The sequence below is a fragment of the Gordonia sp. SCSIO 19800 genome, assembly GCF_018132775.1.
GTDB lineage: Bacteria > Actinomycetota > Actinomycetes > Mycobacteriales > Mycobacteriaceae > Gordonia > Gordonia hongkongensis.
Genome location: NZ_JAGRQM010000001.1, coordinates 525,691 through 540,011, shown reverse-complemented (window position 1 = coordinate 540,011; position 14,321 = coordinate 525,691). Strand labels below are relative to the sequence as shown.

Genomic DNA, 14,321 nt, shown 5'->3' with positions numbered 1-14,321 from the left:
AAGCCGTCGTCGCCATCGGAATCGGTGGCGATTTCCTCCAGGTAGAGGCGGATCCAGGAAATGCTGATCGCGTCGGACATGCGATTCTCCTAATGGGTGTCGACGATGTCGTTGTCTAGCACGGTCGTTCCGCCGCGAGGACGGCAACACGGCTGACAATACCCCACGTTTCTGCGCCTGTCCTGACCAGAGAAGGTTGAATTCTCGGTGAACTCATTCGGTTCTGACCCACGGAACGGTCCTGCCGGTCGCGAGTTGATGACTGGCCGTCGGCGATGTGAATGTGCTGGTATGAAACGGTGACGCAGCGCGTGGAGGTGGGAGGCACGACGTCCCGGCGATTGGTCGAATCGGACATGGAGACCGCGCTCGACTTGCTCGAACTAGGTCTACGCGAGGTCCCGGTCTACCGCTGGCTCATCGGCGCTGACGCGGCCGCCGAGGCGTACCGCTGGTACGGCGAGATCCTGTTCATCGAGTACCTACCTGGTCTGCGGGGTGCATTCGACGAGAGGGGAGAGCTGATCGCTCTGATCGCGGTCTCGGCCCCCACCGACGAGGCCGGGCGAATTGACGATGACCTCAAGGAGCGGACCAAGCAGATCGTGCAGGAGCTAGACGGCTTCATCCACCGCTTCACAGAGTTGCAGCGGAAGTCGGAGGAAGCGCAGGTCGCGGAGAATCCGATCAAGGTGATCTTTGCGCTCGTCCACCCCGAACATCGGCGAGGCGGGACCCTCGCCGGGCTGGTCGACCCGGTCATCGAGCGCGGCCGTCGCGAAGGCCTGCCGGTCACATGCAGCACGAGTGACGAACAGCTGTCGGCCCTCTACGCGCGCCGGTGGGACGCGCAGGTCCGGGCTCAGTTCGCCCTGACCGACGGGCCGACCGTCTGGGTGCAGCGCGTCGATCCGCCGGCGTGAACTGGCACTGCCCCTGAGGTGCCCTCCCCATGCTCCCTGAGGTGTGAGCGAAGCGCCCTCCCCATGCTCCCTGAGGTGTGAGCGAAGCGAGCCACGAAGGGCTGACGAGGTAAGTCGCCAAACCCTTCGTGGCTCGTCGCTTGCGCTCCTCGCACCTCAGGGAGCAAAGGGATCTGCTGGACTTCCCTGATGAGAAGCGGGTTTACCGAGTGTGGTCAGCTACCGAAGAACCACGGGAACGTCCTGGGGCGGGCCTGCGCACGCGGTTGGGTGCGCTGCTGCGGCCGCGCCGGACGCCGGTTCTGGTTCTGCGACTGACGGTTCGGTGCGGGCTTGTTCGGCATTCGTTCATCCTGTTCTCGTTCGGTCGCACCGGTCTTTCAGGTCCGGTGCGGTCGCACGTTCCGGCGACGAATCCCAAAGTAGGGGGCCGACCTTCGGGTTTGGATGGCTCCGGCTGTCAGCTTCCTGGGAGACGGGGCCCGCGTGTCAGCGGGAGTGACGCCCCGGCGCGTCCGGGTCCTCGCCCGGGAAGTCGCCCGGGTATTGCTCACCGGGATAACCGCTTCCGGGGCCGGGAGGCGGGTAGTTGCCCGGGCCGGGGTAGTTCCCGGGCGGCGGGTAGCTACCGGGTGCCGGCTGCGGCGTCGGATACGGCTGGCCTGACGGGCTTCCCGGTGGGCCCTGCGGCGGACGATTCTGCGGGACGGACTGGGACGGGACGTTCTGCGGCGGAACCGATTGCGGGGGAGTGGGGTGCGACGGCGGGCCCTGCGGTGCCGGCGGAGTCGAGATGCGTTGCGTCGTACCGGCTCCGGCGGGCGCTTCGTACGGGGCGAAGGATCCCGACGGTGTGCCGTAGGAGTCGCCGGCCGGTCCGGCCGGGTCGCTGAGATGCGGGGGCAGATCGCTCTCGGCCTCCGCCTTGGCCTTCGAGGTTCCGTCGGGGTCCAGCAGATCGCGGATCTCGGACAGCAGGGCGATCTCGGTGACCTCTGCCTTCTTGCCGAAACCGCCGAGCTCGGCGAGTTTGTTGTACGGCATGATGATGATGAAGTAGACGACCGCGGCGATGATCAGGAAGTTGATCACGGCGGTGATGACGCTGCCGAGGTCGACGAATGTCGATGGGTTGTCGGTGATCTGGAAACCGAGTCCCTGTGCGGCGTCGGAGCCGATAGGGATCGAGTTGATGATCGGCTGGACGATGCCGTCGGTGAACGCGGTGACGATCGCGGTGAACGCAGCGCCGACGATGACCGCTGTCGCCAACTCGACGACATTGCCCTTGAGTATGAAGTCCCTGAATCCCTTGAGCACGGTGTACGGCCTCTTTTCGGTGATGTCCTGCTCTTGTCCGGTGATTCTGCGCATGATCGGAGCAAATCCGACATGCGGTGCGCGAGCTCCTACTACCCTATCCACGATCGTGAACGAACCGATCCATTTGACTTGATTCGTCCGCCTGTGTCGTGATGCCGTGACCCGGCCGTTGTTCAGTGCAGGACCACTGCGAGCGCCGTATCGAGCCCTGCCGCCGCGACCCGATGGGCGGATGCGGCGTCCATCGCGAGCAGCACCGGGGCGGCCGCGGTCCCGCCGGGAGCGATACCACCCGACTGTGATTCGGCGGCGTGGAGTGCGACAACGGCGCGGCGGGCCAGCACTTCCGCCTCTTCGGTCAACACGTCGACAACGTCGCCGGGTCGCAGCAGCGCGGTCACGGCGTCGTCCGACAGTCGTATCGGTACGAGCCGGGCATCGTCGTCCCCGGTCAGGTCGGCGGGTAGACGTGACGACAGCAGGCGGGCATCGGTGAGGATTTCTCCTCCGCGGACACGCCCGGTCACGGTTCGCCCGAGTGCGGGTGCCGCCTCGGTGAGGACACCGTCGGGAACCGTGGCTTCCGCGACGCTCCGCGGCGCCAGATCGTCTATCTCGACCACCTGTCCCGGCAGCAGGTCATGCGCGGCAACCATGACCTCGACGTCGCCGTCGGCGCGTGTTCCGGCAACCCCCACCACCACGGCCGCGACGACCAGTCCGGTCGCGGCGACACGTCGGATCAGGACGCTGCGCGTCCACCCCGGTCGCAGCGCCGAACTCACCCGGTCACGAATTCGAGGCCCGAGTGAGGCTTTCGACGGAAGCTTCGACGGGGGAGACATGTGACGAAGGCTAGGTCCGTCTGCCCGGGTGATCGGCCCGTGGAACTCGTCTGTGGACAACATCAATCGGGCCGTCGACCGGTGTGGACAGCGGTCCGGCCGTGGGCCCGGAATGGCCCGCGGCATTGCGGTGGGGGAGAATCGATGTTCTGTGCCGGGAAGTCTGGTCGGCCGCTCGTCGCGCGGGCGGCGTCCGGCGCACCGCGTGCGATCGAGCAGAGGAGAGCCTATGGCCGATGAGCAACCGACAGCAGACAGCGCACGCAAGGCCGATCGCATCCGGCGCTGGGCGGCGCTAGACACGACCAGTGGGGGGCTGCTTCTGGTGGCCGCCGCTGTTGCAGTGTTCTGGGCGAACTCGCCGTGGCGGGAGGCCTACGATTCTCTGCTCCATGTCGAGGTGGGGCCTGAGGCGCTGCACCTACATCTGTCGCTGGCGCACTGGGCGTCCGACGGGCTGTTGGCGATCTTCTTCTTCGTCGTCGGAGTCGAACTGAAACACGAGTTCGTGGCCGGGAGCCTCCGGGATCTCAAACTCGCCGGTGTTCCCATTGCGGCCGCGGTGGGTGGCATGGTCACGCCCGCGCTCTGTTACGTCGTCGTGGTGGCGATCGGCGACCCGGACGGGCTGCACGGCTGGGCGATCCCCACCGCCACCGACATCGCCTTCGCTCTCGCAGTTCTCGCGATCTTCGGCCGCGGTCTCCCGCTCGCCCTGCGGACGTTCCTGCTGACGCTCGCAGTGGTCGACGACCTGCTCGGGATCATCGTCATCGCGACGTTCTACACCGAGAAGATCGACTTCGTCATGCTGGCGGCCGCCCTTGCCGCGGTGGCGCTCTTCGCCGTGCTGGTGCGGCAGGCGTGGCGGTGGTGGCCGGTCCTCATCCCGGTCGCCGTCGTCGCGTGGGGTCTGATGCACGCGTCCGGGGTGCACGCGACCGTTGCGGGCGTACTCCTCGGGTTCGTGGTGCCGGCCGTTGCGATCCGTGGTGAGGAGGAGCCGCGCACCGAGCGACTCGACGACGCGGTCCGCCCGTACTCCTCGGCGCTCGCCCTGCCGGTGTTCGCCTTCGCGGCCGCGGGCGTCACCGTCGTGGGTGGTGATGGTTCGATCGTCCAACCGGTGTCGATCGGAATCGTCGTCGGTCTCGTCGTCGGCAAGGTCGTGGGTGTGATGGGTTCGACGTGGCTGATGACCCGGTTCACGCCGTTGCGCCTACCAGACGCGATCGGCATCCGCGATCTGCTGCCCGTCGGATTCCTCACCGGAGTCGGTTTCACCGTCGCGTTGCTGATCGCCGAGTTGAGCTTCGAGGGCGGCTCCGACGACCACGCCGCCGCGGCCAAGGCGGCCATCCTCGTCGGATCTGTCGTCTCGGCAGTGCTCGCCGCGTTCCTGCTGCGGTGGGACGCTCGACAGGCCCGCGATTCGGACATGAACCGCGACAACATCCCCGACATCGACAAGGACGTCATCGGGGGATGAACCCGCGAGCCTCGGTCCGAGGCCCGCGGGTCGCGTGTCGACGGTCCTACTTCGCGACCGTGACCTCGTCGGTGCGTTCGTCGGCCCGGCCGTAGGACTCCCAGAACGTCGCTCCGACGATTCCGAGAGCGATCGGGTCGAAGATCGGGTCCTTGCCCTCTTTCTTCTGCTTCTCGTAGTCGCGCAGCGCTTTGAACGCGGGTTGCTGCAGGATGATGATGCCGACGATGTTCAGCCACGCCATCAGCCCGACTCCGATGTCGCCGAGGGTCCACGCCTCGCTGGCGGTCGAGACGCATCCGATGGCCACCGATACGAGGATCAGTGCCTGCAGGAGCATCGTGAGGTTCGAGCCCAGCGTGCTGCGCAGCGGACCGATGTAGAGGGTCGCCGCCTTCCCCATCAGGAACCGCAGGTTGGTCTCGGCCATGTAGTAGTAGGCGATGATCGTGGTCAGGCAGAAGAACATCAGTGACACCGCGACGAAGGTCGAACCGGCGCCGCTCCACATGCTGTCGAAGCCGATCTGGACGAAGGTGGGTCCGACGTCGGTGGCCGTCGGCAGCAGTCCGCCGTCGGCGATCACCGCGCCGTCGGCACTCTCGCCCTCGAACACCCGGTACGCACCGGTCGAGATGATGAGGAAGCCGGTGGCCGAGCACACGAAGAGGGTGTCGATGTAGACGGCGAACGCCTGCACGAAGCCCTGCTTCGCCGGATGCGAGACCTCGGCGGCCGCGGCTGCGTGCGGTCCGGTGCCCTGGCCGGCTTCATTCGAGTAGATGCCGCGCTTGACGCCCCACATGACCGCAGCGCCGACCACCGAACCGAAGACGGAGTCGATCCCGAAGGCGCTGGCGAAGATCATCCGGAGGACTTCGGGAATCTCGGACGCGTTGAGGAATACCACCACCAGCGCGAAGAGGATGTAGAGGACCGCCATGAACGGCACGACAACGGTGGCGAAGGTAGCGATGCGCTTGACCCCGCCGATGATGACGAAGGCGAGCACGATGACGACGCCGATCGCGACGGCCCAGTCCGCGATACCCCACGCCTGGTTCATCGCCAGGGCCATGGAGTTGGACTGCACGCTCGGGAGCAGCAGCCCGCAGGCGAGGACGGTCACGGCGGCGAAGATGAGCCCGTAGACCTTGAAGAACGGGGCCGCCTTGGTGTGGGCCAGCGCCTTGCTGAAGTAGTAGGCCGGGCCGCCGCGATACTCGTTCGTCAGCGGATCGCGGGTCTTGTAGATCTGGCCGAGCGTGCACTCGACGAACGAGGTCGAGGCCCCGAGGAACGCCATCGCCCACATCCAGAACAGTGCACCCGGACCGCCGAAGGCGATCGCCGTCGCCACACCGGCGATGTTCCCGGTGCCGACGCGACCGGCCAGCGAGATCATCAACGCCTGGAAGGACGAGACGCCATCGGGCGAACTCTGACCGTGGCGCATCACCCGGATCATCTCCGGTATGTGCCGGATCTGCAGGAACCGCGAGCGGATGGAGAAGTACACCCCCACTCCGAGGCATAGGTACACCAACGGATTGCTCCAGATGATGCTGTTCAGGTCGTTGAGGAAGTCGGTCATGGCGGCTCCAGCGATGGTGGGATCGGCCGCTCGTGGCGGTCCGACCCGGTGATCGAGCGGTGAACTGGTTGCTTCAGCTAGGGGAACACTTTGCACGACTGCACTCGGCGGTGCGCGCCAAGGTGCGAAATCCGTTGACGGGAAGCCGGCCTGAACCCGCGCTTAGCACTCGGAATGAGGGAGTGCCAAAGTCGGTTACACTGGTCATCGTTTACTGACATTCGGAGGTTTCGCGGTGCCCACCTACTCGTATGCCTGCACGGAGTGCGACAACAAGTTCGACATCGTCCAGTCCTTCTCCGACGACTCGCTGACCGAGTGCCCGCAGTGCGCAGGCCGCCTGCGCAAGCTGTTCAACTCGGTCGGCATCGTGTTCAAGGGCAGCGGTTTCTACCGCACGGACTCGCGTCCCGGCTCGTCCTCGGACACCTCGACGCCCTCGTCGGACAGCTCGTCGTCGTCGGGCTCCTCGTCGTCGGACAGCTCGTCGAGCAGCTCCAAGTCGGACTCCGCGAGTTCGGCGTCGTCGACCAAGAGCGAGACCAAGGCCGCGACTCCCGCCTGACCGGCGTCCCGCCACGACAACGTCATAGGCCGAACCCGGGCCGGTGTCACCCGACACCGCCCGGGTTCCGCTGTACCCCGGGTCAACCGAGTCGGCGGAACCCGTCTCCGGGAGTGAGAGTCCAACCGACCGGGACATCGTGGTCACCGGACGGCAGTGAGTCGACGACCTCGTCGTCATAGACCACGCCGACGAGGTCGGCCGACAAACCGTGCAGGGTCCGGTCGTAGTATCCGGCGCCGCGTCCGAGCCGCACACCGCTCTTGTCGATCGCGAGCGCCGGGACCAGGATCACCGACGCCGCGCGGATCGCGGTCACACCGACGCGGTCGGTGGTCGGTTCGAGAAGTCCCCAGCGTCCGGGAGCCAGCGAGTCCGGCCCCGTGTACGGCGCCCAGTCCATCGGTGCGGGATCGCCGTCGGGGACCACCGGGACCAGAACCGACACGCCTCGGTCGACGAGCGCGTCGAGCATCGAATCCGAGCCGGGTTCGTTGCCGACGGGGACATGCGCGGCGACCGTGACGTCGTATTCGAGCCGGAAGGGGCAGGAATACATCCATTCGGCGAGGGCGGCGGCGGCCCGGTCCCGCTCGTCGGCGGACCGACGCGATCGTCGATCCTCGATCTCTTGTCGCAGTTGCTGTTTCAGCGTTGTCAAGACCCGACCGTCCTTCGCGTCGTCTCGAGACCGGTGGCATGTGCGCCCCGGCCGGGACAGCCGGGACGCCCGCACTGTATCCGACCGTCGGAACGAGCGTGGTGAGGTCCCGGTCACCGCCGTCTGTCCGGCCGGGAACCGGCACCTGTCCTAGGGTGGATTCATGAGTGCGACGGATAAAGCTGGTTTCAGTGAGTACGAAGGTGTACCCAACACTCCGCCGATCCCGCGTACCGCGGTCGTCCCGGCAGCCGGGTTGGGCACGAGGTTCCTGCCGGCGACCAAGACGGTGCCCAAGGAGTTGCTGCCGGTGGTCGACACCCCCGGCATCGAACTCGTCGCCGAAGAGGCCAAGGCGGCCGGCGCCGATCGTCTCCTGATCGTCACCTCTCCGGGCAAGGACGGCGTGGTCGCCCACTTCGTCGAGGATCTCGTGCTCGAGAACACCCTCGCCACGCGTGGCAAGGAGTCGATGCTGGCCAAGGTGCGCAAGGCGCCAAACCTGCTCGAGGTCGCGTCGGTCGTGCAGGAGAAGCCGCTCGGCCTGGGGCACGCGGTCGGTTGCGTCGAGAGCTACCTCGACGACGACGAGGACGCCGTGGCAGTTCTGCTGCCCGACGATCTGGTGCTGCCCGGCGGTGTCCTGGAGGTCATGGCGCGCACCCGTCAGCGCCGGGGCGGCTCGGTGCTGTGTGCCATCGAGGTCCCCGAGGAGCGCATCAGCGCCTACGGCGTCTTCGACGTCGAGCCGCTTCCCGATGCCAACAACCCGAATGTCATGCGCCTCAAGGGCATGGTCGAGAAGCCCGAACCGCAGGATGCGCCGTCGAATCTGGCCGCCGCGGGTCGCTACATCCTCGACCGCAAGATCTTCGACGCGCTGCGCCGCATCGAACCCGGCGCCGGTGGCGAACTGCAGCTCACCGACGCCATCGCGCTTCTCATCGAGGAGGGCGAGCCGGTCCACGTCGTCGTCCACCACGGCACCCGACACGATCTCGGCAACCCCGGCGGCTATCTCAAGGCCGCCGTCGACTTCGCGCTCGACCGCGACGACTACGGTCCCGATCTGCGCGAATGGCTCGAGAAGCGTCTCGCCGACGGCTGATTTCCGCACGGGCGATCACCGGTCGCATCCGCGCGCCTCGCACGCTGCCGCGGGCGCGCTCGATAACGTTCTCCTGTGTTGTATCGAGTGCACGACGTGCCGAGCGCTGTCGGCCGCACGTCCCGGTGCACTGACCGGTTGAGACGGGAAGAGCGGTGAGATGCGGTCTGTCGAAGATCATCTGACGCTGGTGACCGCGGCGGCAGTGGCGCCGCGTCCGGTGCGCGTCGCGATCTCCGAGGCGCAGGGCCTGATGTGCGCCGAGGAGGTCGTCACCGAGCACCCGATGCCCGGCTTCGACCAGGCGGCCATCGACGGCTACGCGGTGCGTGCGGTCGACGTCGGTCTGGCCGGGGTGCTCGCACCCGAAGACCTGGAGGACTTCGACGCCAACGGCGCCGAGCTCGTCGACCTCGAACCGGGCGAACCGATGATCGTGTCCCTGCCGGTGGTCGGCGAGGTCGGGCCGGGCTCGCGGACACCGACGCGGCTGCAACCGCGTCAGGCGGTGCGCGTCGAGACCGGGGCCCCGATGCCGACGCTCGCCGACGCCGTGGTCCCGTTGCGCTGGACCGACGGTGGCGACCAGAAGGTCAAGATCGGACACGGCGTCGAGAGCGGCAACTACGTCCGGCGGGTCGGCGACGACGTGCAGCCGGGCGATGTCGCGGTCCGCGCGGGCTCGATCATCGGCCCGGCCCAGGTCGGGCTGCTCGCCGCGGTCGGTCAGGCACGCGTGATGGTGCACCCGCGCCCGCGCCTGTCGGTCATCTCGGTGGGCAGTGAGCTCGTCGACATCGACCGCACACCCGGTCCCGGTCAGATCTACGACGTCAACAGCTACGCGCTGGCCGCTGCCGCCCGCGACGCCGGCGCCGACGTGAACCGCGTCGGCATCGCCGAGCGCGAGGCGTCGCGGATGCGGGAGGTCGTCGAGGCGCAGCTCATCCGCTCCGAGATCGTGGTGATCTGCGGTGCGGTGGGGGGAAGTGCGTCGACCGCTGTTGCCGACGCCCTCGCCGACCTCGGCGACCTGGAGATCGTGCGGGTGGCGATGCACCCGGGGTCGGTCCAGGGCTTCGGGCGCCTCGGACGCGACGAGGTGCCGACGTTCCTGCTCCCCGCCAACCCGGTGAGCGCTCTGGTGACCTTCGAGGTGATGGTCCGGCCGCTCATCCGGATCGCGCTGGGCAAACGGCAACCGATGCGGCGGATCATCAAGGCGCGCACCATCGGACCGATCGCGTCGGTGCGCGGCCGCAAGGGTTACCTGCGTGGGCAGCTGATGCGGGACGAACGGTCGGGGGACTACCTGGTGCAGGTGCTCGGCGCCTCACCGACCGGGTCGTCGCACCTGCTCGCCGAACTCGCCGAGGCGAACTGCCTGATCATGGTCGACCCCGATGTCGAGGAGATGGGCACGGGCGACGAGGTCGAAGTGGCGTTCCTCGCGCAGCGCGGGTGACCCCTGCTGAGCAAGCAACGAACGAGCGCGTCGAGGTCGAGGCGCCTCCACCCCCGCTGGTTGAGCCGGCACCGAGCGGAGCGAGGCGCCGAGTCGAAACCACCACCCCGACGCGAGATCCAGGTCTCACGCCGTGGGCGCTGTGACAGCGCATAAACTTCTTCTCGTGTTCAGGTGGTTGAGCGGCAGTCAGGGAAGTCCGGGATGGCCGGCCACCCTCGGGCCGCTGCGCACCCGGACCGGCACGGTCACCCTGCGGCCCGTGAAGGTGCGGGATGCCAAGACGTGGAGCGAGTTGCGGATCCGCAACCAGAACGCCCTGTTGCCCTGGGAACCGACGGGTGTCGGAAGCTGGGCTGAACGCCATCAGCCCGGGTCGTGGCCGCCGCTGTTCGCGGTGCTGAAGTCGGAGGCCAAACGAGGTGCGCTGCTCCCGTTCGTGATCGAACTCGACGGCCGCTACGTCGGGCAGCTGACGGTGGGCAACATCCAGCGCGGTGCCGTCCGGACGGCGTGGATCGGCTACTGGGTGGACGCGGCGTACGCCGGGAACGGCATCGCGACCGCCGCGGTGGCGCTCGGGGTGGACCACTGCTTCGGTCCGGTGGGCCTGCACCGGCTCGACGCGACGGTGCAGCCGACCAACGAGGCATCGCGGAAGGTGTTGACCAACATCGGGTTTCGGCAAGAGGGTCTCCTGCTGCGCTATATGGACGTGAACAAGCGCTGGCGCGACCACATGCTGTTCGCGCTCACGGCCGAGGAAGTGGTCGGCAGCGCCGCCGAGGCACTGGTCCGGGCGGGCCGGGCGTCGTTCCAGTGAGTCGGGGCGTCGAGGTCACCGCGTGATCACCACGACCGGCTCGCGCCGTCTCACGCTGACCGTGGCGGCCGCGTTCTTCGCCACGGGGTGCGCGATCCACGAGACCGGACGCGCCGTGAACGGCGTGCCGGTCTCCGAGCAGGTCGCGACCGGCAGCGACACGGACCCCTGCGACGTGCCTCGAAATGTTCTGGAAGAACTCGGTGTACAGGACATGCCTTTGCAGCGGGCCGCGGTGTCCCGACCGACGTGCGCCTGGGAGATCGGTGCCTACCGGGACCCGAGTATGTACTACTGGGTGTCGGGTCCCACCGAACCCGACCACCTCAACGACACCGTGGTTCTCGCCGGCACACGGGCCGAGATCTTCTATGAGTCAGAGGGACTGGCGCGCTACATCGTGCGCCTGGACCGCCACACGTTCGATGTGGCGTATTCGGCCGACACCTCGCCGGACACCCCGACCGGGCCCGAAGGGGCGGGGCTCGTGGTCACGGCATTGCTCGACAAGTACGGCTACCGCTAGCCCGAATCGCCATGCGGTCGCCGGCTTCTTCAGCGCCTACGTCAGCGCCCGGTCTCGATGGGGAAGTCCCGCGCGCGCATCTCGGATTCGATCGCGGCTCGGGTGCGGAGATAGGAACTCGTCCGGATGGAGTCGTCGGCCGTGTACAGCGAGGGCAGGAACGTCGAACCGCGCTGATCCCGGTGCGCGCCATCGGCGCCCGCGCGCAACAGGACGAGGCAGTGGTCGATGTTGAGCACGTCTGCCGAGGTGAACAGCGGCGTTCGGCCGGCGAGCGGTTGCACCGAGTTGAGGTCGGCGCCGCGGTCGATCAGCAGGCGCAAGGCGTCCCCGCGACGATGGCGGACAGCGGTGTGCACGACGTTGCCGCTGATCCGGTCCGACGCCCCGACCAGCCCTTCGTCGAACTCGATGATGGTGCGGAAGGCGTCGAAACGGTCGAGCAGCACGCTGTAGGCGACGGCGTTGTAGCTGCCGGCGCCTGGCAGATGCGGGTCGGCGCCCGCGCGGAGCAGGGCACCCACGGCCGCCGGCGGCCCGAATTCCACCGCCCACTGCAGTGGCGTGATGTCCACGCGCCGCGGGTCGGTCTCCGGATCGCCGCCGAGTTCGTCGAGGTCGGCGCCCGCGGCGACCAGGGATTCGATCGCGGTCTGATCGTCTCGTCGGGCTGCGTCGAGCACTCGGACGGTGGGGGCGGTGAAGTAGTCGGCCGCGTCGACGCGCGTCGAGACGACGTCCGCGATCCACCCGCACCCGGCGACCACGCACGCGGACAGTGCTGTCGCAACCACCGCCACGAGTCTCTTCATCCGCACCATGCCGTCCCTCCGTGCCTCATGTCCGATTTTTACGATAACCCGCCTCAGTCGACGCATAGGCTCTCGGAATGACCGAACACAGTGACGAACTGGAGATCGTGGTCCGCGGCCAGGCACGCGGTCGGTATCGGCCCGAGCGCGGAATCATCCACCTCGTGGTGCGCGTGGAGGGTGCGGACAAACCGGCGGTCTACACGCGCGCGGTCGAGGTGCACACCGATCTGACCCGTGCGCTGACGGGACTCGAGTCGGCGGGGGCAGTGACCCGATGGACGGCCGACTCGGTGCGGGTCTATTCCTATCGTCCGTATTCGGAGACAGGCGAGCGTCGAGAACTGGTGTACAACACCCGCATTCGCATCGAAGCCGAGTTCGTCGACTTCGAGGGGTTGTCAGAGTTCATCGACCTCTGGGCGTCGGTCGATGCCGTCGAGGTCGGTGACATCGACTGGGATCTCCACGAGCAGACGCGGCGCGAACGCGAGCGGGAGTTGCGTCGGGACGCTGTCGAGGACGCGATTCTCAAGGCCCAGGCCTATTCCGATGCGGTGGGTCGGGGACCGGTGACGCCGGTGCTCCTGTCCGATCCGGACCTGGCCTCGAATGTGCCGACGGCGAGGCGACGGGCCATGCCGATGGCGGTCGCCGCCGGTCCGCCGGCCTCGCCGTCGCTGGAACTGCGCACCGACGACATCGAGATCGCCGTCGCGGTGGACGCCCGGTTTCGGGCGCAGTGAACCCTCACGGCAACGGTGATGCTGAGAGGCGCGTGTGAAACCCGCGCCGATTCGCCTGTGACACGGCGCGTCTACCCGGGGCCGACCTGTCGTCGTCCTAGATTGTGGAGTGGCTTCGTGTGACCAGAGTGAATGAAGGGAGAGTCGCATGCCCAACTCCGTACTGTGGGTCTGTCTCGTCGCGGTCTGGCTCTTCGTGCTGGTCCCGATGGTCATCAAGGGACGTCCGCAGATCCTGAAGTCGACCGACGCCGCGCGCAAGACGCGACTGCTGCACCGCGGTGGGTCGCGCACCGCGACGGCCTCGGGAAGTCGACGCCGGTCGTCGGCCCGTCATCCGCACGATCCGTCGTGGAAGTCCTCGCGTCGCAGCGCCACCGCGACGCTCGAGGCCGACAGCGACGTCGACACCGAGGACGACGCCGACGTCGCGAAGAGTGAGTCCTCGACCCGAGTGCGTCGTTCCGGCAGTGCGAAGGTCGAGAAGCCGACGGCAGAATCCGTGGACGACGACGATGATTCGGTCGACACCGCACTCGGGGACACCGATGACGAGTCCGTGGACAGCCACAGCGAGAGTGACAACGACGCCGTCGCGGAAACCGATGACGACATCGAGGTCGACGTCGAACGCGACGAGACCGCAGACGACGAGTCGGACACCACGTCCGAGGAAGCCGAATACGACGACGACTTCGAGGACGTCGACAGCGAATACGAGGACGGCGAGTACGACGACGACCTCGAGGACGAGGACGCCGAATACGAGGACGCCGAATACGAGGACGCCACAGACGAACTCGACGAGGACGAGTACGACGACTACGCCCGCGCGTCGCGGCGCAGTGATCGAGCCGAGTCGGTCGACGAGGACGAGGCGGACGACGCCGAGGCCTATGTAACCGATCCCGACGAGGTCGAGGACAGCCGCCCGGCGGCGCATTCGTCGAGCAGTCGACGGTCCGGACGCAGTGTCTATTCCTCCGAGAAGGAACGCGAGCTCAAGTACCGGGAGCGTCAGCGCGTCACGCTGGGGTTGTTCGTGCTGGTCTTGCTGGCGATCGCGGCCGGCTTCGTCGTCGGGACGCCCGGTTGGGTGGCCACCGGCGTGCTCGGTCTGCTCCTGGTGGGCTACCTCGCGTACCTGCGTCGTGCGGTGAAGACCGAGCAGCAGATCCGGGCACAGCGCCTTGCGCGCGCCAAGCGGTCGGCGCGTGCCGAGGAGGAGCGTCGTCGACGCGCCGCCGCGGTCCCGGAGTTCGCCGCCGCACCCCCGCCGCCGCGACTTCGGCGGCCCGGTGGCGCAACGGTTCTCGAGATCGACGACGAGGACCCGGTGTTCGACCACCTTCCGCCGTTCCAGCGTCGCCGCATGGACCGCGAAGACCTGCAGTACCGCCGCGTCGGCTGATCTCCACACCCGTTCAGCAGTAGGTGTCGC

General features: G+C 67.6%; 14 protein-coding genes. 9 read left to right on the top strand and 5 right to left on the bottom strand.

The features are described 5' to 3' along the window. The first annotated feature begins 299 nt into the window (after positions 1 to 299). Positions 300 to 923, top strand: coding sequence for a hypothetical protein (locus KB201_RS02435; protein WP_374193869.1), 624 nt, complete (start codon positions 300 to 302; stop codon positions 921 to 923). A 489-nt stretch (positions 924 to 1,412) separates the two neighbouring features. On the opposite strand, the gene mscL is transcribed toward KB201_RS02435, so the two are convergent. Both mscL and KB201_RS02425 read right to left on the bottom strand, forming a co-directional pair. Then, on the bottom strand, positions 1,413 to 2,243 hold the full coding sequence (gene mscL, locus KB201_RS02430; RefSeq protein WP_211538259.1) for a large conductance mechanosensitive channel protein MscL: 831 nt from the start codon (positions 2,241 to 2,243) through the stop codon (positions 1,413 to 1,415). A 176-nt stretch (positions 2,244 to 2,419) separates the two neighbouring features. Next, on the bottom strand, positions 2,420 to 3,091 hold the full coding sequence (locus KB201_RS02425) for an SAF domain-containing protein (protein WP_065630203.1): 672 nt from the start codon (positions 3,089 to 3,091) through the stop codon (positions 2,420 to 2,422). A 229-nt stretch (positions 3,092 to 3,320) separates the two neighbouring features. Here KB201_RS02425 and nhaA point away from each other — a divergent pair, with 229 nt between their 5' ends. Then, positions 3,321 to 4,580, top strand: coding sequence for a Na+/H+ antiporter NhaA (gene nhaA / locus KB201_RS02420; protein WP_211538240.1), 1,260 nt, complete (start codon positions 3,321 to 3,323; stop codon positions 4,578 to 4,580). Positions 4,581 to 4,626: 46 nt separating this feature from the next. On the opposite strand, the gene KB201_RS02415 is transcribed toward nhaA, so the two are convergent. Further along, entirely contained in the window at positions 4,627 to 6,174 is a 1,548-nt protein-coding gene (locus KB201_RS02415; protein ID WP_211538239.1) for a sodium:alanine symporter family protein, read from the bottom strand. Between the two features lie 235 nt (positions 6,175 to 6,409). On the opposite strand from KB201_RS02415, the gene KB201_RS02410 reads away from it, so the two are divergent. Further along, positions 6,410 to 6,739: an FmdB family zinc ribbon protein gene (locus tag KB201_RS02410; RefSeq protein ID WP_078112178.1), complete on the top strand. Its 330-nt coding sequence runs from the start codon at positions 6,410 to 6,412 to the stop codon at positions 6,737 to 6,739. An 82-nt stretch (positions 6,740 to 6,821) separates the two neighbouring features. Here KB201_RS02410 and KB201_RS02405 read toward each other — a convergent pair whose 3' ends face one another. Next, complete coding sequence (locus KB201_RS02405) at positions 6,822 to 7,400, bottom strand: 5-formyltetrahydrofolate cyclo-ligase (RefSeq protein WP_211538238.1); 579 nt, start codon at positions 7,398 to 7,400, stop codon at positions 6,822 to 6,824. 163 nt (positions 7,401 to 7,563) lie between these two features. Here KB201_RS02405 and KB201_RS02400 point away from each other — a divergent pair, with 163 nt between their 5' ends. The 4 genes from KB201_RS02400 (at position 7,564) to KB201_RS02385 (ending at position 11,322) form a co-directional block, all read left to right on the top strand. Then, positions 7,564 to 8,508 (top strand): UTP--glucose-1-phosphate uridylyltransferase, encoded by a 945-nt coding sequence (locus KB201_RS02400; RefSeq protein ID WP_211538237.1) that lies wholly within the window; start codon positions 7,564 to 7,566, stop codon positions 8,506 to 8,508. A gap of 160 nt (positions 8,509 to 8,668) precedes the next feature. Continuing rightward, positions 8,669 to 9,973, top strand: coding sequence for a gephyrin-like molybdotransferase Glp (glp, locus tag KB201_RS02395; RefSeq protein ID WP_058251484.1), 1,305 nt, complete (start codon positions 8,669 to 8,671; stop codon positions 9,971 to 9,973). 166 nt (positions 9,974 to 10,139) lie between these two features. Next, positions 10,140 to 10,796, top strand: a complete 657-nt coding sequence (locus KB201_RS02390; protein WP_058251483.1) for a GNAT family N-acetyltransferase — start codon at positions 10,140 to 10,142, stop codon at positions 10,794 to 10,796. A 22-nt stretch (positions 10,797 to 10,818) separates the two neighbouring features. Beyond that, a complete protein-coding gene (locus KB201_RS02385; RefSeq protein WP_205333069.1) occupies positions 10,819 to 11,322 on the top strand; it encodes a hypothetical protein in 504 nt (167 codons plus the stop codon). Between the two features lie 41 nt (positions 11,323 to 11,363). Here the strand turns inward: KB201_RS02385 and KB201_RS02380 are convergent, their stop codons facing one another. Continuing rightward, complete coding sequence (locus KB201_RS02380; protein ID WP_205333070.1) at positions 11,364 to 12,134, bottom strand: ankyrin repeat domain-containing protein; 771 nt, start codon at positions 12,132 to 12,134, stop codon at positions 11,364 to 11,366. 77 nt (positions 12,135 to 12,211) lie between these two features. On the opposite strand from KB201_RS02380, the gene KB201_RS02375 reads away from it, so the two are divergent. After that, a complete protein-coding gene (locus KB201_RS02375) occupies positions 12,212 to 12,880 on the top strand; it encodes an SIMPL domain-containing protein (RefSeq protein WP_058251480.1) in 669 nt (222 codons plus the stop codon). A 148-nt stretch (positions 12,881 to 13,028) separates the two neighbouring features. Continuing rightward, positions 13,029 to 14,291: a gephyrin-like molybdotransferase receptor GlpR gene (gene glpR / locus KB201_RS02370; RefSeq protein WP_205333071.1), complete on the top strand. Its 1,263-nt coding sequence runs from the start codon at positions 13,029 to 13,031 to the stop codon at positions 14,289 to 14,291. Positions 14,292 to 14,321: the final 30 nt, after the last annotated feature.